Annotated in this window: 13 protein-coding genes; 8 read left to right on the forward strand and 5 right to left on the reverse strand. The window is 51.0% G+C overall.

Annotation, left to right across the window (positions count from 1 at the left end; genetic code table 11):
* Nucleotides 1-119 precede the first annotated feature (119 nt).
* The 3 genes from SAR116_RS12660 to SAR116_RS12670 all read left to right on the forward strand — a co-directional run bounded on the left by SAR116_RS12660 (nt 120) and on the right by SAR116_RS12670 (nt 3,654).
* Nucleotides 120-1,580: a helix-turn-helix domain-containing protein gene (locus SAR116_RS12660; protein WP_013047343.1), complete on the forward strand. Its 1,461-nt coding sequence runs from the start codon at nt 120-122 to the stop codon at nt 1,578-1,580.
* A 209-nt stretch (nt 1,581-1,789) separates the two neighbouring features.
* Nucleotides 1,790-3,190 carry a magnesium transporter gene (gene mgtE, locus SAR116_RS12665; protein ID WP_013047344.1) on the forward strand — a complete coding sequence of 467 codons (1,401 nt, stop codon included), beginning with the start codon at nt 1,790-1,792 and terminating at the stop codon, nt 3,188-3,190.
* A 44-nt stretch (nt 3,191-3,234) separates the two neighbouring features.
* Nucleotides 3,235-3,654, forward strand: coding sequence for a DUF1489 family protein (locus SAR116_RS12670; RefSeq protein WP_013047345.1), 420 nt, complete (start codon nt 3,235-3,237; stop codon nt 3,652-3,654).
* A gap of 53 nt (nt 3,655-3,707) precedes the next feature.
* Here SAR116_RS12670 and SAR116_RS12675 read toward each other — a convergent pair whose 3' ends face one another.
* From SAR116_RS12675 to SAR116_RS12695, 5 genes are all read right to left on the reverse strand, one after another.
* Nucleotides 3,708-3,914, reverse strand: coding sequence for a hypothetical protein (locus tag SAR116_RS12675; RefSeq protein ID WP_013047346.1), 207 nt, complete (start codon nt 3,912-3,914; stop codon nt 3,708-3,710).
* Nucleotides 3,915-4,037: 123 nt separating this feature from the next.
* A complete protein-coding gene (locus SAR116_RS12680) occupies nt 4,038-4,571 on the reverse strand; it encodes a thermonuclease family protein (RefSeq protein WP_013047347.1) in 534 nt (177 codons plus the stop codon).
* 182 nt (nt 4,572-4,753) lie between these two features.
* Nucleotides 4,754-6,046 carry an MFS transporter gene (locus tag SAR116_RS12685; RefSeq protein WP_013047348.1) on the reverse strand — a complete coding sequence of 431 codons (1,293 nt, stop codon included), beginning with the start codon at nt 6,044-6,046 and terminating at the stop codon, nt 4,754-4,756.
* 253 nt (nt 6,047-6,299) lie between these two features.
* Nucleotides 6,300-9,254 carry a bifunctional [glutamine synthetase] adenylyltransferase/[glutamine synthetase]-adenylyl-L-tyrosine phosphorylase gene (locus SAR116_RS12690; RefSeq protein WP_013047349.1) on the reverse strand — a complete coding sequence of 985 codons (2,955 nt, stop codon included), beginning with the start codon at nt 9,252-9,254 and terminating at the stop codon, nt 6,300-6,302.
* A gap of 63 nt (nt 9,255-9,317) precedes the next feature.
* A complete protein-coding gene (locus tag SAR116_RS12695) occupies nt 9,318-10,712 on the reverse strand; it encodes an MATE family efflux transporter (protein WP_013047350.1) in 1,395 nt (464 codons plus the stop codon).
* Between the two features lie 168 nt (nt 10,713-10,880).
* Here SAR116_RS12695 and SAR116_RS12700 point away from each other — a divergent pair, with 168 nt between their 5' ends.
* The 5 genes from SAR116_RS12700 (at nt 10,881) to SAR116_RS12720 (ending at nt 17,926) form a co-directional block, all read left to right on the forward strand.
* Nucleotides 10,881-11,687, forward strand: coding sequence for an RlmE family RNA methyltransferase (locus SAR116_RS12700; RefSeq protein WP_013047351.1), 807 nt, complete (start codon nt 10,881-10,883; stop codon nt 11,685-11,687).
* Between the two features lie 143 nt (nt 11,688-11,830).
* A complete protein-coding gene (guaB, locus tag SAR116_RS12705; RefSeq protein ID WP_041860960.1) occupies nt 11,831-13,300 on the forward strand; it encodes an IMP dehydrogenase in 1,470 nt (489 codons plus the stop codon).
* Nucleotides 13,301-13,375: 75 nt separating this feature from the next.
* The gene (locus SAR116_RS12710) at nt 13,376-14,722 is read left to right on the forward strand and encodes an RsmB/NOP family class I SAM-dependent RNA methyltransferase (RefSeq protein ID WP_013047353.1); all 1,347 of its coding nucleotides are present in this window, start codon (nt 13,376-13,378) and stop codon (nt 14,720-14,722) included.
* Nucleotides 14,723-14,894: 172 nt separating this feature from the next.
* Nucleotides 14,895-16,442, forward strand: coding sequence for a glutamine-hydrolyzing GMP synthase (gene guaA, locus SAR116_RS12715; protein WP_013047354.1), 1,548 nt, complete (start codon nt 14,895-14,897; stop codon nt 16,440-16,442).
* Nucleotides 16,443-16,669: 227 nt separating this feature from the next.
* Entirely contained in the window at nt 16,670-17,926 is a 1,257-nt protein-coding gene (locus tag SAR116_RS12720) for a tyrosine-type recombinase/integrase (RefSeq protein ID WP_041860961.1), read from the forward strand.
* Nucleotides 17,927-17,937: the final 11 nt, after the last annotated feature.

Consider the following 17,937-nt stretch of genomic DNA (forward strand, 5'->3'; position numbering starts at 1 on the left):
GATTTGCGAGGAAAAAAGTGCAAAATTGAAAAGTGTAAAATATTTACAATTTCAATTTACAAATTAACTTGTTACAATATTATCTTGGTCGATAGCGTATGGTAATGTGAGGGCAAAATATGCAGGAAAAAATTCTGGTTGGGCATAAGTTACGCCGCTTCCGGCAGTCCATTGGTTTGTCGCAAACTGCAATGTCCGAGGCGCTTGATATCAGCCCGTCATATCTTAACTTGCTGGAACATAACCAGCGGCCTTTGACGGTTACCTTGCTGCTCAAGCTTGGCAATAGTTTTGATATTGATCTGAAATCCTTTGCCGAGGATGACAGCCAGTCACTGATTGCCGATATGAGCGAAATATTTACCGATCCATTATTCACCGGTGAAGCGGTATCACGCCGTGAATTACAGGATCTGATTTCGGCAGCTCCGGGGGCGGCACGTTCGGTCATAAAGTTGTTTCATGCCTATCGCAAAGTACGGGACGAATTGCAATCTTCGGATCATGTTGCTGGGCGTGAAGCCAGATTAAGCAGTCCGATCGAATTGGTGCGCGATGTTCTGCAAAGCGAAAACAATTATTTTGCTAGCGTCGAGCAAGCCGCGACCGAAATGCTGGACACAGCAGGTTTGGGTGAATGGGCAAAAGGCAAACCATCACCCAATGCCATGTCATCGCATACAGACAGAATTTATGCCCAGCTTGTCGATTATGTTGAAAAAACCATGAAGCTTCGTGTCCGGATCATGCCCGCCGAAATTATGGGATCACAGTTGCGCCGCTATGATTTGCATCGCCGTGAAATCATGCTCAGCGAAGCCTTGCGTCGTCCTCAGCGCCAGTTCCATCTGCTGGTACAAATTGCGCTGCTGACCCAGCAGGATCTTTTTCAACAGATGTGTGATCAATATGAATTGCCGGAACCACAAAGCCAGTCTTTATTCCGGGTCACACTGGCTGGTTATTTTGCCGCCGCGGTGATGATGCCCTATAACCCGTTTCTGGAGTCAGCCAAATCACTACGTTATGACATCGACCTGCTAGGGCGACGCTTTGGATGTAGCTTTGAACAGGTATGCCATCGCCTGACCAGTCTGAACGCACCGGCGGCACGCGGGGTTCCCTTTTTCTTCATCCGCGTCGATGATGCAGGTAATATATCCAAGCGTCTTGCCGCTGGCGGTATGCAATTCGCCAAATTTGGCGGCACCTGTCCAAAATGGGCGGTGCATAAGGCCTTTCGTACACCCGAGCGGATGCTGTTTCAGCCTGTGGAATTGCCACAAGGGCAGAAATTTTTCACGATCGCGCGAACGGTGCCTAGCCTGTGGACACCACCACATGAATCAGCACCCGAATTTGCCATTGCGCTGGGATGCGAAATGCACCATGCGCGTGATCTTGTCTATGCTGATCATCTTGAAAGTGGAAAAAATCTGCGTCCTGAACCGATTGGCGTTGGTTGTGCAGTTTGTGAACGCATGGAATGCGGCCAACGTGCGCACCCTCCGATTGGCCATGATTTACAATTTGATGGGCATATGCGGCGTGTCGGCCTGTATGATATCGGCGTGAAATAAAATTACCTAGATCAGATTTTTCTGATTTTGTAATAATGTTACTGATGACGTTTTGCCTTGTTATGACGCAGGTGAAATGGTCTCGGTGGTTTTCAAATATCGTCAGGTCTGGTATCACAGTACTAAGATTTCATTTAAAGATGCAGGCCAAGGCATAGCCTGTATGATCATCTTGATTTGAAACAATAAAGCGAACATAGGCAGGTAATATGGTCAATAATCAGGACATGAGTGAACGCAAGGACGATGCTGTTGGTCGCATCGCGTCACTTTATGGCCTGACACCAAAGGTTGAGACGGCGATCAATCAGGCGGTTATGGATGATGAGAAGCGCCGTGCACGGACATTGATGGCACCTTTGCACCCGGCAGATCAGGCCGATCTGATCGAAAGATTGCCTTTGGAGGTGGCTGGCAAGCTGGTACGCATGCTGGGTGATGATCTGGATGCCGAAACGCTGGCGCATCTTGATGAGCAAACCCGCGACGAAATTGTCGATGTGATGGGGATGGCGGCACTGGCGCGCCAACTGCCCGATCTGCCCACAGATGATGCGCTGAATATTGTCGAAGAGCTTGAGCAGGACGAACGTGACGATGTGCTGGCGGCTTTACCTGCTGAAGACCGCATTCTGGTCGAAGAGGGGCTGTCATTCCCCGAAGATTCGGCAGGCCGCCTCATGCAACGTGAAGTGGTAACGGTGCCATCATTCTGGACGGTGGGGCAGACCATCGATTTTCTGCGTAATGAAGAACATGATGTGGGGGATTTCTATCTTATCTTTGTCATTGATCCAACCCGTCATGTATTGGGTGAGGTGCGGTTAAGCACATTATTATGTACCCAGCGTCCGCGCCGCATGTCGGAAATCATGGATGCTGATTTTCGGCTTATTCCGGTCACTATGGATCAGGAAGAAGTGGCGTCGTTATTCCGCCATTATGGCATGGTCAGCGCTGGCGTGGTTGATGAAGATAACCGTCTTGTCGGCATGGTCACGATTGATGATGTGATTGATGTGATTGACGAAGAAGCCGAAGAAGATTTGATGGCGCTGGCGGGTGTTGGCGAGGCCAGTCTGCGCTCTAGTTTGCGTGAAACCATGCAGGGGCGGACAGGCTGGCTGGCGATTAATCTGATCACTGCGGTCATTGCGTCGATGGTCATTGGCTTGTTTGATGCGACCATTGAACAGCTTGTTGCGCTTGCCGTATTAATGCCGATCGTGGCATCGATGGGGGGCAATGCAGGCACCCAAACTGTTACCGTTGCTGTGCGTGCGATTGCGCTTCGCCAGCTTGATAATCTGGCGGCATGGTCTTTTGTGCGGCGCGAACTACTGGTTTCGTTTCTTAATGGTATTATTTTTGCCAGTCTGGCGTCGGGCTTGTCCTATGTATGGTTTGGTAATGTGGATATTGCCATGGTCATGGCGGTAGCGATGTTTGCCAATTTGATTGTCGCTGGCTTAAGTGGCACGATTGTGCCGCTGGGCTTGTTGCGTTTGGGTGTTGATCCGGCAGTGGCCTCAAGTGTTTTTATAACCACAATCACGGATGTTGTTGGGTTTTTTGTTTTCCTTGGGCTTGCCGCGCTCTATCTTATTTAAGGCGCTATGCCGCTGGCTCGTTTGTGTGAGAAAGTACGTCCGTAATGCCTGTGCATTTGAAAAAATTATCGGTTGGTTCTGAATCATTCGAGGCGTTGCAGGAATGGCAGAATAGCCGGATAGCGGCGCAGATGCCGCTTATGCATGTAACCCGAAACCGGCCCCGCCGCGCTGACGAAATTCTGGACGGTGGCTCTATCTACTGGATCATCAAGGGTGTGATGTGCGCGCGCCAATCAATCATCGAACTGCGTGAGGTAACGCGCGCTGATGGCCGTCCGGCATGTGGCATTGTCCTTGCCCCCGGTCTGGTCAAGGTTGCGCCAACGCGGATGCGTATTTTTCAGGGCTGGCGCTATCTCGAGGCCAAGGACGCGCCACATGATGTGCTGGTGAGCGAGGAGGATGGCGAAGAAATGCCAACATCCATGGTCGCCGAACTACGCGAGCTTGGCTTGCTATAGGGCGCGAACTTGATTTGCAATAGGGATAGGCTAGAGCGCAGTGGCGCCCATCGTCAGTCTTCTTTTGAAAAGGTCACCGCAAACATCGGTTGACCATCAAATAGAAGCTCACGTTCGGCACCACGCATCAATTCAAAGCGCTGGGTTGAAATAGGCCCCGCCATACGAAACCCTTGAGATGCCAGTTTGCGCCGATGAAATTCAAGCGCTGCAGCTTCAAAAGTTTCGGCGATGATGGTGATACGTTCATCGTCTGACATGATATTACCCTATTCGTTTAAAAGTTGTTCGCAGTTGTGAATGTGCACAATGACCCGAATTTAACATGCTGGTCAAGGCCGCAAAAGATAGATCATGCAGATCGGCCAGATGTTTCAGGCTTATCAGTTTGCCTTGCGCCAATCTTCGGGCATATCGAATGTGCCTGCCCACATGCCGCGGCCAGCATCGCGTGCTTGTGCCTGAACCGCGATATAATCCTTGGCATAACGTTCATAGGCGACAGCCATGCCTTCTTCGACAAGCGTTCGGCCAAGGTCTTTCTGATTGGCAAAACATTGCATGACCAGCCGCCCATAACGATCGGTGTCGCGGAGTCTGCATTGCAGATGCGCGGCGGTTTTTACCAATGCGCGCAAGCGGTCACGCGCGGTTTCGCCGCAGGGCCATTTTATGCCGGAATCGTGATAGCAGATTTGTTTGATTTCGGGGGCATCAATGCCAAATATACGAATGCGTAACGCACCACTGCGCAAAGAGTCACCATCGCTGACACGCGTCACAATTACCGTGCCACTAATGTCAAAGGGGTCATCGGCAGCCATGCTGCTATCTGTGACTGATAATCCGGCACCGCAGAACAAAAGTACATATACACAAAGGCCGGATAATCTGCTTAGCATGGTAAATCTGTTCATTACGCTAAGCTAATGTCATTTACCATTATGCGCCAATGATTTTGAGGCATATGATACTTTATGCTATTTATGCAGGGTTAGCCCAGTACTCGTATTAAGTCTGATAAAGAGTAACATCATAGTCAGATGTGAACACCGCCTTGCTCGCAGCTTAATTGATGTAGAGCCTTGTTATATAGATTCTAATTAATATAAGGATTATCTTTCATGGGGTCGTCATCGGTAAATCCGTCTTCGTCAGTTGTTATCCATTCGGCTTCCGGATTCAGGCTGGTGGCAACGCCGCTTGATGAGTCAGGTATGGCCACATAAGGCCCCTGTGCGGCGGCGGGAACCGATGACCGGCTCCGCATACGTACCAGAACGAACAGTGCCAGCAGGAATTGTGACGCGGCAATCGCTGGCATAAAGCTGATGGTGCCTAGATATTCAATAAACATGGCGGCAATAGGCGCCCCAATAACCGCACCAGCGCCATTAATCATAATCAGGCCAGACGCCATCGCCACCATTTGTCGCGGGGTCAGATAGTCATTGGCATGCGCAATACAAAGCGAATAAAGCGGGAAATTCGTGCCACCAAAAATCAACATACATATCAATAACAGAGCCAGATCATTAGCATCAAGCAAGGTGGCAATCAACACACTCAGACCTGATACTATAGCCACGCCAAGAATGACAATACGACGGTCAAAACGATCCGAAAGCCGGCCAACCGGATATTGCAAAACCAAAGTCCCCAATGTGACCGCTGCCATGAAATAGCCAACTTCGGTGTTGGTCATGCCGATGCTACGGCCATAGATAGGCCCCATACCAAAGATCATGGCAGTGGCGGCACCGGTTAATGCCATGCCAACCACCGCCAATGGTGAAATCTGATATAGGCGGCGAAAGCCCAGCCGTTCGGGCGTATCAAATTCGGGCGCCTTGCCAACCGTAATCAAGATAGGCACAACCGCCATCGAGACCATGACCGACGCCAGCAAAAACAAACCGTAGCCGCCATCCTTGCCAAATGAAATCATCACCTGGCCAAGGCTCATGCCGCCCATATTGATGATCATATAGATCGATAATAGCTGGCCGCGAGTTTCATTCGTCGCTTTGTCATTGAGCCAGCTTTCGCAGACAATATACATACCGGCAAAGCTGAAACCGGTAAGGACGCGCATAACCGCCCATAAAACCGGATCAACAAAAGCGGCATGAATCAGAATCGCCGATGACGCAATGGCTGACATGGCACCAAACACGCGCACATGACCCACATTACCCAGTATCCGCGGCACCAGAATTGAGCCGATAAAGATACCGACATAATAGCCCGCCATGACAAAGCCGGTGGCAATATTGCTGAACGCCGCCTCGCTTGCCCGCGTTCCCAACAGCACGACCTGAAGCCCGTTACCTGCCATAATCAGAAGCAGGCCGAAAAACAAAGTCCATGACGCGGCGATAGATCGGAACATGGCAGATCTTTCACTTGGGTTGCGACGGTACCACTTTAGATTTCACCTAAATTGACGCACGTCAAATACAAATTATTACGAAGAAAACCAATCCCGCAAGCGAGGCAGATTTAGCCTTTCTCTTACGTCCGTAAAATGCCTTAAGTCTGTTCTGATTTCGTTGTTCATATGTCGATTTAGAGACAAAAATACAAAAACAAAAAATAGTTTCAACAAATTGCACATTATAGCCATGTTTGGGTGCACGCAGGCGTTAAAGACGTGTCATGATCGCGCGCACCGATGCCCGCATCTCGTCAAGTTTGATCATCAGCTGATTGATATCAGGGGTATCTAACCAGCTTGACAGAAATTGCCCCAAAGCAGGGGGAAGGTCGTCATTCACCGTCTGGGCGGATTGTATCGACAGCCGTAGCGCATGTTGCGCATTGCCCATCACCATATGCGCATCAGCCAGCGTATGGGCATCATTATTATCGATCTGGCCTGTGGTCACCAGACTGGCCAGAATATCAGCAGGTGCTTGCCCACTATCGGTAAAATGGTTGCCATAGATCAGCCGCAGACCTTGGATCAGCAAATCGAGATCACCAAGACCGCCAGCCTGCAAACGCAACTGCCATTTTGAGGCGTCTTTCCGGCTAGCTTCCATGCGCTTTTGCATATCGGCAATGCTGGACATGACAGCATCATGATCATGTGCCTGATTGATTGCATCGCAGATAATCTTCATGGCGGGAGCCGATAGCGCCTTGTCGCCAGCCACAAACCGCGCCTTGGTCAATGCCAGCTTTTCCCAAAGCCATATATCGGTGTCGATATAATGTGACAAACGGACAAGCGGGGTTGCGATGGCACCTGCCGAGCCTTCTGGGCGCAGCCGTAAATCAATTTCATATAGTGCCCCTTCGGCACTTTGTGTTGTCATCCAGCTTACAAAGGTCTGGGTCAGGCGAATATAATAGCTGGCGGCGTCAAGGCTACGACTGCCATCGGATTTGGCCGCAATTGGCGCGTCATAGACGAATAAAATATCTAGATCCGATGTCGCTGTAAGCTGGCTGATACCCAAACGGCCAAGGGCAATGATTCCGCATAGGCCCGGAATTTTGCCATGCCGACGTTCCATATCAGCGCGCGCAAGTTCCAGCACAATCTGGATGGTTGCTTCGGCAATCGCGCTAAGCGACCGTTCGAGTGCTGATCGGTCACTGCTCAGGCTGATGGCTTGCAATTCGGCACGAAAGCGCAATTCACGCGTATGACGTTTTATGTTATCAAGCGCGTCTTCGACATCCTGTCCGGTAATGATCGTACGCATATGATCGGCAATGCTATGAGCATCGGGCAGGGGATCAAAAAATTCTTTATATAACAGCAACTCAAACAGCATTGGATTGCGTTTCAAAATCTGTGTCAGGCGCGGCGATAGCACAATAATATCGCATAACAGCCGCGCCAGATGCCGGTTGTAATCCAGAAGCGAGAAAATCTGTACGCTGGATGGTAGGCCTTCGATAAAATAGGCAAGCGCGGCAAAGGCGCTGTCAGGCTGTGTGCCTTTAGCCAGCTGGCGCAATAATTCGGGCATCAGACGGCCAAGCAGCATCCGCGACCGTTCACCACGTGTTGCCGGAATGCGCCCAGCAATCCAGCCGGATAAGGCGGCGGCGACATCGTTGGGACGTTGAAAACCGATCGAACCAAGCCAGTTAATCAGCTGGTCCTGATCTTCCAGAAAGATATCAATCGTTTTGGTGTCATCACTATCGGCATCCTCCTTGGTATTTTCAGTGGGGTTGGATGTGTCATTCAGACCTGCGTTGAGAATGTCATCAAGTAGATCATGTGCGGTCATATCGCTGACCTCGGCTAGAATGGCCGTCAGCCCGTCGCATAGGCTGTTTGTATCTTCATGCCCCAGAAAGCGGGCAAAATTGCTCAGGCTTTCATCATCACGCGGCAAGCTATGCGTTTGCTGATCGGCGATCATCTGCAACCTGTGTTCGGTACGGCGAAGCAAGCCATATAAGACCACCAAGCTGTCTGCCTGCGCCGCTGTGATCCAGTCTTTTTTGGCCAGCATCTGCAAAGCATCGGCAGTTCGATGTTGCCGGATTTCGGGATCGCGGCCACCAAAGACGAGTTGCAGGACATGGGTAAAGAACTCTATCGTGCGAATGCCGCCATGACCTGTTTTCAGATTAAAGCCTGTCCATGTGGCACTGTCTGCGGGCCGGCGCAACATCGTGCGCATATCATCCATGACTGTATAATCCAGCGAACGGCGCCATATGAACGGCTGGATTTCGCCCAGAAAATTCTGTCCTGCCACCATATCACCAGCGATAGGGCGGGCACGGATAAAGGCGGCGCGTTCCCAGGTGCGCGCGATTGATTCATAATAACCAAGCGCCGCGGCGATCTGGATGCTGACGGCGGTTGCCCCCGGATCAGGGCGCAAGCGTAAATCAACACGCCAGCCAATACCATCGACAGTGGCGGCCGATAGTAATTTTACCAGTGCCCGGGTTTGGGCAACATAAAATGACTGTGCCTTGCTGGGATCTTCTAATGGATTTTGATCCGGATCATGCAGGATAATCAGATCAATATCGGATGAATAATTGAGTTCTTCAGCCCCCAGCTTGCCAACTGCAAAAATGATCCATCCACATCCTGCAAGATTGTCTTGCGGCGGCTTTGCCAGCCCGCGCTCAGCTGCCTGACGCATTAGAAAATGCGCTGTTTCCCTGACAGCACATATGGCGGCATTGCTAAGCCATGCAAATTGCGCATCCATTGGTGTCTGCCCAACAATGTCACCCAGCGCGGCGGCGAATGAGACGCGGCCACGAAACTGGCGGATAGCCTGCATGGCTTTGGCATCATCTTTGATATTCCGCATGTCGCGCTGGAATCGATCATGTGCGATGTCGATAATTTCTGCTGAGTCCCCTCGCAGGATAGCGCCAATATCATCCGCAAAGCGGCGCGCCAGTAACAGAAGATGCGGCGCATGGGTGAATATACTGGCCAGCGCAGATGCCGAAACAGCCGCATGGCTGTCTGCATCACCAGCATCAGCAACATGGGCAAGATAGGGCGCAAATTCGGCAGCCACTGACGATATAAGTTCTGCCTTGTCGGGATTGGCAATCGGGATGCCCCGACATATACGGTCAAAATGTCTATGTGCGTCTGTCATAAAAGCATGATAAGCGCAAAAGCATTCAGACCCAACGGATTACCGCATCAAAAAGTGAAGAATTTACTGGCTTAAAATAGCACCGCCTCGGGTGATCCGCCGAGTTGCCACATAGAGGCGATAGGTCAAAGCCACCGATGCCACCATAAGCCCGATCAGCAAACATCCCCATATAGCAACCGGATCAAAATCAAACGCATAGGCGCCAACAGCACCAATGCCGACACCAATAAACCAGAAACAGGCAATCGCGATATAGGCAGGTACTCTGGTATCGTTAAGCCCGCGAAGCGCCGATATGGTGATCGCCTGTGTGCCATCCCCGCATTGGAATAATGCGGTGATAATCATCATCGGAATGGCAAAAGTGGCAACCGCCGCCGTCATGGGGTCATCATCGGCCAGAAATAGATCAATCAGGAATTCGGACTGCGCAAACAGATAGATCATGATCAGGCTTGTCAGCCCCAGCCCGACCCACACAGCAGACCAGCTTGCACGGCTGATATTATGGCGGTCATTGGCACCGGCAAAATGTCCGACACGGATTGTGCTGGCCTGGCCAATGGCAAGTGGCACCATAAAGGCAACCGCCGCAATCTGGTTGGCAATAGCCGAAGCTGCCAGCGGCACCGGCCCGTACAGCCCGATGATAAAGACCACGGCGATAAACATGCCGGTTTCGGCAACGATTGTGCAGCCAATCGGAATGCCAATAACAAAGATGCGGCGGGTGATGTCCCAATCCATAATCCACAGGCGTTGAAATGGCTTTGACGATTTATAGGGTTCGGTCATGCCGATATAGATCAGCAGGCCGATACAGATCAGCAAATAGACAATCGTTGTCGAAAGCGCGATGCCGCCAAGCCCCATTGGCGGAATAGGCCCATAACCATGAACGCAGATATGATTGCCCAGAATATTCGCCAGCAAGCCGCCGATTGTGGCGATTACCTGTGGCATTGGCTTTTTATGCGAGCTCACAAATTGTCGAAGCACAAAAAACAGAAACATGAAGGGCAGGCCGATTGCTGACCAGAATAGAAAATCTTTGGCATGTGCCGAGATCACAGGATCCTGTCCTAGCCAGACCAGAACAACATCGCCAACCATGACAAAGGGCATCGCGATCAAGGCCAGCATGACCGCTATGACCATGCCTTGGCGAAAGGCACGTCGTACAAGCCGTGGATCATTCCCGCCCAGCCCCTGTGCCACGATCGGGCCAGTGGCTAGGGTGATGCCTAGCCCCATGAAATAGAAAGGTTGGTAAAAGCGCGCTGCCAATGATCCCGAGGCCAGATCATGACTGCTGATTTGTCCCATTGCGATGACATCGGCGGTGGCAATGCCGATAGAGGCAAGCTGACCAATCACCAAAGGCAATGACAGCGCGATGGTTTGCCAATAATGGGCGCGCCAGCTCAATTGCTTTGGAGATGAAGATGATGACATTCAGGAACCTTGGCTATATATATGCCGGATAATTCAGTGCCCGGAATATGGGTCAATCGGGATCGATTGCCACAAACTGAAATATAGCTGAAAATCATGGCAAATAATATGCTAATGTTATGTTATGCGTTGGGCAGGCTATATTCTGCCTCTAAATTGAGAAGATAGATGAGTATGAAATCTGGAAGTGATAATTCCGGCAAAAAGGGGCCTTCGGGCCGAAGCTACCGCAATGCAACTGGCCTGACCCGCCAGCCTAAAAAAATGCGTGGCCGTAAAGTGTCATCGCAAAGATGGCTGACACGCCAGCTGAACGATCCCTATGTTGCCGAAGCCAAGTCGCGTGGCTACCGGTCGCGTGCCGCGATCAAGCTGGAACAGATTGACGACCGCTATCAGCTGCTCAAGCCTGGCATGGCGATCATTGACCTTGGCTGTGCACCCGGGGGCTGGCTTCAGGTGGCCTCAATCCGTACGAAACTGGGTATCAGCAAGGCCAAGCTTGTTGGTGTTGATCTGCTGGATACCGAACATATCGTTGATGCCGATATATTTGTGGGTGATATGACCGATGATGCGATGATGACGCAGATGCAGGAAGCCGTTGGCGGGGCAGCTGACGGGGTGATGAGCGATATGGCTGCCGATACCACTGGCCATCGGGCAACTGACCATCTGCGCACTACGGCTTTGCTGGAAACGGCATTGGATTTTGCACTGGATGTTCTGCGAAAGGACGGTTTTTTTCTGGCCAAATGTTTTCGCGGTGGTGCCGAACGGTCGGTGCTTGACCTGATGCGGCAGAATTTCAAAACCGTGCGCCATGTCAAACCCACCGCCAGCCGTTCGGAGTCGGTTGAGAGCTATGTGCTGGCGACAGGCTTTCATGGCAACGGGCTGGCAGACATATTAGATAAAGAAACAGAAAGCGTGCCAGATAACGTGCCAGATAACGTGCCAGACAACCTATCGTAATAAATGATGCAAAATCTGGACATTCAGGTTTCCCAATAAGACATTTTAAAATCTGCATATCCAGTTTCTGCTGTTTTTAGGGCTATCAATTCATGGTGTGTTTGGCTATAGTGCGTCGCCACCGGATAGACGGAAGGCACCTCATGAAAATTCGCGAAGCTCTCACTTTTGACGACGTTCTTTTACAACCAGCACATTCGGCTGTGTTGCCTGCTGAGGTTGGGCTTGTTACCCGCCTGACCAAGCAGATCACCCTCAATATTCCGCTGATTTCGGCGGCTATGGATACAGTGACCGAACATCGCTTGGCGATCGCCATGGCGCAGGCAGGCGGGCTTGGTGTTGTGCATAAGAACTTCACCATCGAAGAACAGGCGGCCGAAATCGCCAAGGTCAAGAAGTTCGAAGCAGGCATGGTTGTCAATCCGCTGACGATTACACCCGAGCAGACATTAGGCGATGCGCTGGACATGATGCGCACGCATAGTATCAGCGGTATTCCGGTTGTGGAAAAAACCGGCACTACGCCGCAAAAGCTGGTTGGCATCCTGACCAACCGTGATGTGCGCTTTGCCTCTGATCTTGAGCAGAAGGTGGCAGATCTGATGACGCGCGAAGTGGTGACTGTGCGTGATGGGGCAGCGCCAGATGAAGCGCGCCGACTGTTGCATGAACATCGTATCGAAAAGCTTCTTGTCGTTAACAGTGACGGTGCCTGTATCGGCCTTATCACGGTCAAGGATATGGAAAAGGCGCAAAACCACCCGTTGGCCTCAAAGGATCAAAGCGGGCGTTTGCTGGTTGCCGGTGCCACTGGCGCGGGTGTAGATGGCATAGCGCGCGCCGAAGCGTTGATGGATGCGGGCGCCGATGTGATTATCGTTGATACGGCGCATGGTCATTCCCAGGGCGTTCTGGAAACCGTGACCAAGGTGCGCAAACTGGCCAATCATGTTCAGGTTATCGGCGGCAATGTGGCCACTGCAGATGGTGCCAAGGCACTAATGGATGCAGGTGCTGATGCGGTTAAGATTGGCATTGGCCCCGGGTCGATATGTACAACGCGGATGGTCGCAGGTGTCGGTGTGCCGCAACTGACAGCGATCATGGAAGCATCCGAGGCCTGTCACGCGAATGATGTGCCAGTGATTGCCGATGGCGGTATTAAATATTCAGGTGATCTGGCCAAGGCGATTGCAGCGGGCGGCGATGTCGCGATGATCGGTTCGCTTCTGGCAGGTACTGATGAAACCCCGGGCGAAGTCTATCTGCATCAGGGGCGGTCGTATAAATCCTATCGCGGCATGGGCTCAACTGGCGCGATGGCGCGCGGATCGGCAGATCGCTATTTTCAGGCCGAAATAACCCAGCCTTTGAAGCTGGTGCCAGAAGGTATCGAGGGGCAGGTACCCTATAAAGGCGCGGTTGAAAATGTGCTGCACCAATTGTTGGGTGGATTACGCGCGGCGATGGGTTATACAGGCAATGCAAACATTGCTGATTTACAGGCGAATGCAAACTTTCTGCGGATCACCGGAGCCGGACTGGCAGAGTCGCATGTCCATGATGTGACCATCACCCGTGAAGCGCCAAATTACCGGCCGGGTATGTAACGCATCAGACGTGGTTCACCATTTTCGGCTTTGTTTATGTGACGTTCGCCTATTTGAGATTTTAAGAGGATTACCATGACGCCAGCCGCGCGTATTGCCGCCGTTATTGAAATATTACAGGACATGCCCGATGGTCAGCTTGCCGGACAGGGCTTGCGTGCGGGCATGCAACGTCGGCGCTATGCTGGCTCGGGGGATCGCGCCGCCATTTCTACATTATTCTGGCAGGTCCAGCGCGCCAGAGCACGTATTGACTGGCATCTGGATGCTATTGCCGCTGACATATCGCCGCGTAATCAGGTGATTGCGGCATTGGTCATGATTGATCAACAGCATGAAAATCTTGCACATCTTTTCACTGATACGATCACGCATGCCCCGCCAGCCTTGAATGATAATGAACAGGCCATGGCCGCCAATTTGGCAGAGCGGACACTTGATGATGCCAAAATGCCCGTTGATGTGGCACTTGAATGGCCAGAATTTCTGCTGGAAGATGCCCGCACAGCTATCAGCCGGGTCATCGATGATAAACAAAGCGTCGAGGCCGAGCTTGCCGCATTGCTTGACGAGGCACCAACCGATTTACGGATCAATCCGATCAAGCTGGATGATCGCCGTTTACTGCGTGACCGTTTGGCAGGGCGTGGCATCAAATGCTATGCGACCAGCCTGTCACCTTGGGGAGTCAGACTGGCCAAACGCACCCGTACCGACGAATTGCAGGAATGGAAAAAAGGCCAGTTCGATATTCAGGATGAAGGCTCGCAAATTGCCGCCTTGCTGTGCGATGCCCGGCCAGGAATGCAGGTGGCTGATGTCTGCGCTGGTGCTGGTGGTAAATCGCTGGTCATGGCCGCGCGTATGCAGAATAAGGGGCGGGTTCTGGCCATTGATAGCAGTGCCGAACGGCTGGAACGAAGCGGCGAACGTTTGCGGCGTGCAGGCATCCATAATGTTGAACGTAAAGCGGTTGATGATAAATGGGGTACGCGAAAATGGCGTGCCAAATTTGATCGCGTGGTGATCGATGCACCTTGTTCTGGATCTGGCACTTGGCGACGGCAGGTTGATGCCAGATGGCGGCTGACCCCCGACATTCTGGCGCGTTATCAGGCAACCCAGCAAGGCTTGCTGGAAAAAGCACGCGCGATGGTGTTGCCGGGTGGGCGTATTATCTATATCACCTGTTCATTGCTGGCTAGCGAATGCGAAGCGCAGATTGCGGCGTTTATGGCTGATGCGCCCGAGCTTGAAATGGCTGATATTGGCGATATCTGGGATGATACGATTGGGCGTTTGAACGGGGGCGCCTGTCCGCAGACCGCCACATTGAATGCCAGTGGCATGTTGCGGCTTTTGCCGCGCCGCGATAATACAGACGGATTTTTTATCGCAATCATTCAGGCGCGGCTAAGATGATTGGGAGCCGCGATAATACAGACGGTTTCTTTATCGCAATCATTCAGGCGCGGCTAAGATGATTGGGAGCCGCGATAATACAGACGGTTTCTTTATCGCAATCATTCAGGCGCGGTTGCGGTGATCAAACGCACCAACTAGGCAGCACTAAGCAAGATATAAAGGGCATAGCATGGCAGATACAATCCTGATTATCGATTTCGGATCGCAGGTAACACAACTTATCGCACGGCGGCTTCGTGAGGCTGGTGTCTATACTGAAATTCTGCCATGCACGACGGATCCTGAAAATATCAAAAACGCCGCACCGAATGGAATTATTCTGTCAGGTGGCCCCAATTCGGTGGCCATGGCCGATACGCCGCGCGCGCCGCAGATTGTCTTTGATATGCAGATCCCCGTGCTGGGCATCTGTTATGGTCAGCAGACAATGTGTCAACAGCTGGGCGGGCGTGTCGAACCCGGCACCAGCCGTGAATTTGGCCGCGCCGAGCTTGACGTGACCGAAGAGTGCGCCCTGTTTGACGGGCTTTGGGCACAAGGCACCGCGCATACGGTCTGGATGAGTCATGGCGATCATGTCGCTGCCTTGCCAGACGGGTTTCGCGTGGTGGGTAAATCCGATGGTGCGCCTTTTGCCGCGGTGGCTGATGAAAGCCGACATTATTACGGCGTCCAGTTTCATCCCGAAGTTGTGCATACCAAGGATGGTGACAAGCTGCTGAGCCGTTTTGCGCTGGATATCTGTGGTTGTTCGGGAAGCTGGTCGATGGCGGCCTATCGGGCGCGTGCGATCGATGCGATCCGCAAGCAAGTTGGTGACGCCAAGGTGATTTGCGGCCTGTCAGGCGGGGTTGATTCCTCGGTTACGGCGGTGCTGATCCATGAGGCGATTGGCGATCAGCTGACCTGTGTATTTGTCGATCATGGCTTGTTGCGCAAAGGCGAGGCCGAAGAAGTGGTGCGCCTGTTTGGCGGGCATTATAATATTCCCTTGATCCACCGTGATGTGTCGGAGATGTTTCTGGAGCGCTTATCAGGCGTGTCCGACCCTGAGCAAAAGCGCAAGATCATCGGCGGTAGCTTTATCGAAGTGTTTGACGAAGAAGCCCAGAAGATCGACGGTGCCCGTTTTCTGGCACAAGGCACATTATATCCCGATGTGATCGAGAGCATATCGGCCGCAGGTGGCTCGGATGTGACAATCAAGTCGCATCATAATGTTGGCGGTCTGCCCGATGATATGAAGCTGGATCTGGTTGAGCCATTGCGCGAATTGTTCAAGGATGAGGTGCGCAATCTGGGGCGCGAGCTGGGCTTGCCCGAAGTGCTGGTATCACGGCATCCATTTCCGGGGCCGGGGCTGGCCATTCGTATTCCGGGCGATATCACGCCGGAAAAGCTGGCTATTCTGCGCGAGGCCGATGCGGTCTATCTTGATGAAATCCGCAAGGCTGGCCTGTATGACGACATCTGGCAGGCCTTTGCCGTTCTGCTGCCGGTCAAAACCGTTGGCGTGATGGGCGATGCGCGGTCGTATGAATATGTCTGTGCGTTGCGGGCGGTGACCTCTAGCGATGGCATGACCGCCGAAAGCTATGGGTTCAGCCACGAATTTCTGGCGCGTACCGCCACCCGCATCATCAATGCGGTCAAAGGCGTCAACCGCGTTGTCTATGACGTGACATCCAAACCACCTGGAACTATTGAGTGGGAATGACGCACGATATAAAAACAGTTTATTTTCAATAACTTATTAATAAACTGGATTTTCCAAGTTGCTTCCAATTATAATAAAAACAACAAGTTAGAGTGGTGGGTTTCCAAGAAAGTTTCCAACTAACGGAACAATTGAATACAACTGTCTTTTGAGACGGAAATCCTTGTTCCTATTGGGTTTGAAGTCCTTTCTTTTGTTACTAACTACTTGGAAACTGGTTGGAAACTATGGAACGGAAAAAACACGCAAAACCACGCAAGGGATTCAAGACAGAGGATTCTTCTGCGTATCTAGACCAACACCCAATCTTGGGTGACAAGGGGATGATTTACATCACACCCTATTCAAATGGTAAGTGGTATTTCCGAACATGGATTTCAGAGGAAGGTAAGTATCTTCGCAAGAGTCTACGCACTACCGACAAACGCGATGCAATCCGTCTTGCAGAACAAGAATATCTCAATGTTTATGCGACCATCCAAAAAGGTCATAAAGTATTTGGTTTGAAGTGGAGTGAACTTTGTGAAGAGTTCATCAATCACAAACAACAAGATGTAGAGGTAGGACGCATCAAAGAGTCTCGTCTTAACACCATCAAGACGCAGATTAACCGGTGGATTATTCCCTACCTAACTCCAACAAAGAAGATTTCTGAACTGGATGTGGAGTCATTCCGTGACTATTACTACTACAGGAAACAGAAGACCAATAACCAAGTGTTAGATGTGACACTTCGCAACGAACATACGACAATCAATGCAATCTCTAGGTTTGGTTATCGTAAGGGTTATATCCCTTTTCCAGATTTCAACTTTGACCCAATCAAGATAATTGAACCCCCAAGAAGAGACACCTTCACCGTTGAAGAGTATCAAATCTTTTACAAAAAGATGCGTGATTGGGTAGATAACGCACAGGACAAACAAGAAGAATATATGCGTCCTTTGATAAGAGACTTCATTCTTCTCAAGTCAAATACCTGTATGCGTTTTGGTGAGATAAACCAACTTAAATGGAAGATGGTGAAGACCAAGAGAATAAACGGTCAAAACCTTGTTTGGATAGAGTTACCAGCAGATATTTGTAAAAACAAAAAATCACGAGAGTTCTGGAGTCGTGGTGGTCAATACATTGACCGTTTGAAGAAGTATGCATCACATCAAGACAAAGACTCATATGTCTTTTCACACCCCAAGTTTGATAGACCACTTGCAAGGGCAACCTATTACAAATACTGGAAGAATCTTCTTGAGTTCAGTGGTTTTAACAAACTAGAAAAAGAACTCACTTACTATTCCCTTAGACACTTTGGTATCACTGCAAGACTTCTTGCAAAAGTTCCTATCTACGATGTTGCAAAAATGGCAGGAACGAATGTGCAGTTCATTGAACAGCACTACGAACACCTTGAGATGGATAAGTTGGTTCAGAACGCATTGAAGGGTTTCAAGGTGGATGAGAATGGATTTGTTCTTGGTGAATAACCACCTAATAT

Source organism: Candidatus Puniceispirillum marinum IMCC1322, from assembly GCF_000024465.1.
Classification (GTDB): domain Bacteria; phylum Pseudomonadota; class Alphaproteobacteria; order Puniceispirillales; family Puniceispirillaceae; genus Puniceispirillum; species Puniceispirillum marinum.

Excerpts from the sequence above, each read along its gene's own strand:
- SAR116_RS12660 (WP_013047343.1), top strand. The coding sequence starts at position 120 with ATGCAGGAAAAAATTCTGGTTGGGCATAAGTTACGCCGCTTCCGGCAG.
- mgtE (WP_013047344.1), top strand. The coding sequence starts at position 1,790 with ATGGTCAATAATCAGGACATGAGTGAACGCAAGGACGATGCTGTTGGT.
- SAR116_RS12670 (WP_013047345.1), top strand. The coding sequence starts at position 3,235 with ATGCCTGTGCATTTGAAAAAATTATCGGTTGGTTCTGAATCATTCGAG.
- SAR116_RS12675 (WP_013047346.1), bottom strand. The coding sequence starts at position 3,914 with ATGTCAGACGATGAACGTATCACCATCATCGCCGAAACTTTTGAAGCT.
- SAR116_RS12680 (WP_013047347.1), bottom strand. The coding sequence starts at position 4,571 with ATGAACAGATTTACCATGCTAAGCAGATTATCCGGCCTTTGTGTATAT.
- SAR116_RS12685 (WP_013047348.1), bottom strand. The coding sequence starts at position 6,046 with ATGTTCCGATCTATCGCCGCGTCATGGACTTTGTTTTTCGGCCTGCTT.
- SAR116_RS12690 (WP_013047349.1), bottom strand. The coding sequence starts at position 9,254 with ATGACAGACGCACATAGACATTTTGACCGTATATGTCGGGGCATCCCG.
- SAR116_RS12695 (WP_013047350.1), bottom strand. The coding sequence starts at position 10,712 with ATGTCATCATCTTCATCTCCAAAGCAATTGAGCTGGCGCGCCCATTAT.
- SAR116_RS12700 (WP_013047351.1), top strand. The coding sequence starts at position 10,881 with ATGAGTATGAAATCTGGAAGTGATAATTCCGGCAAAAAGGGGCCTTCG.
- guaB (WP_041860960.1), top strand. The coding sequence starts at position 11,831 with ATGAAAATTCGCGAAGCTCTCACTTTTGACGACGTTCTTTTACAACCA.
- SAR116_RS12710 (WP_013047353.1), top strand. The coding sequence starts at position 13,376 with ATGACGCCAGCCGCGCGTATTGCCGCCGTTATTGAAATATTACAGGAC.
- guaA (WP_013047354.1), top strand. The coding sequence starts at position 14,895 with ATGGCAGATACAATCCTGATTATCGATTTCGGATCGCAGGTAACACAA.
- SAR116_RS12720 (WP_041860961.1), top strand. The coding sequence starts at position 16,670 with ATGGAACGGAAAAAACACGCAAAACCACGCAAGGGATTCAAGACAGAG.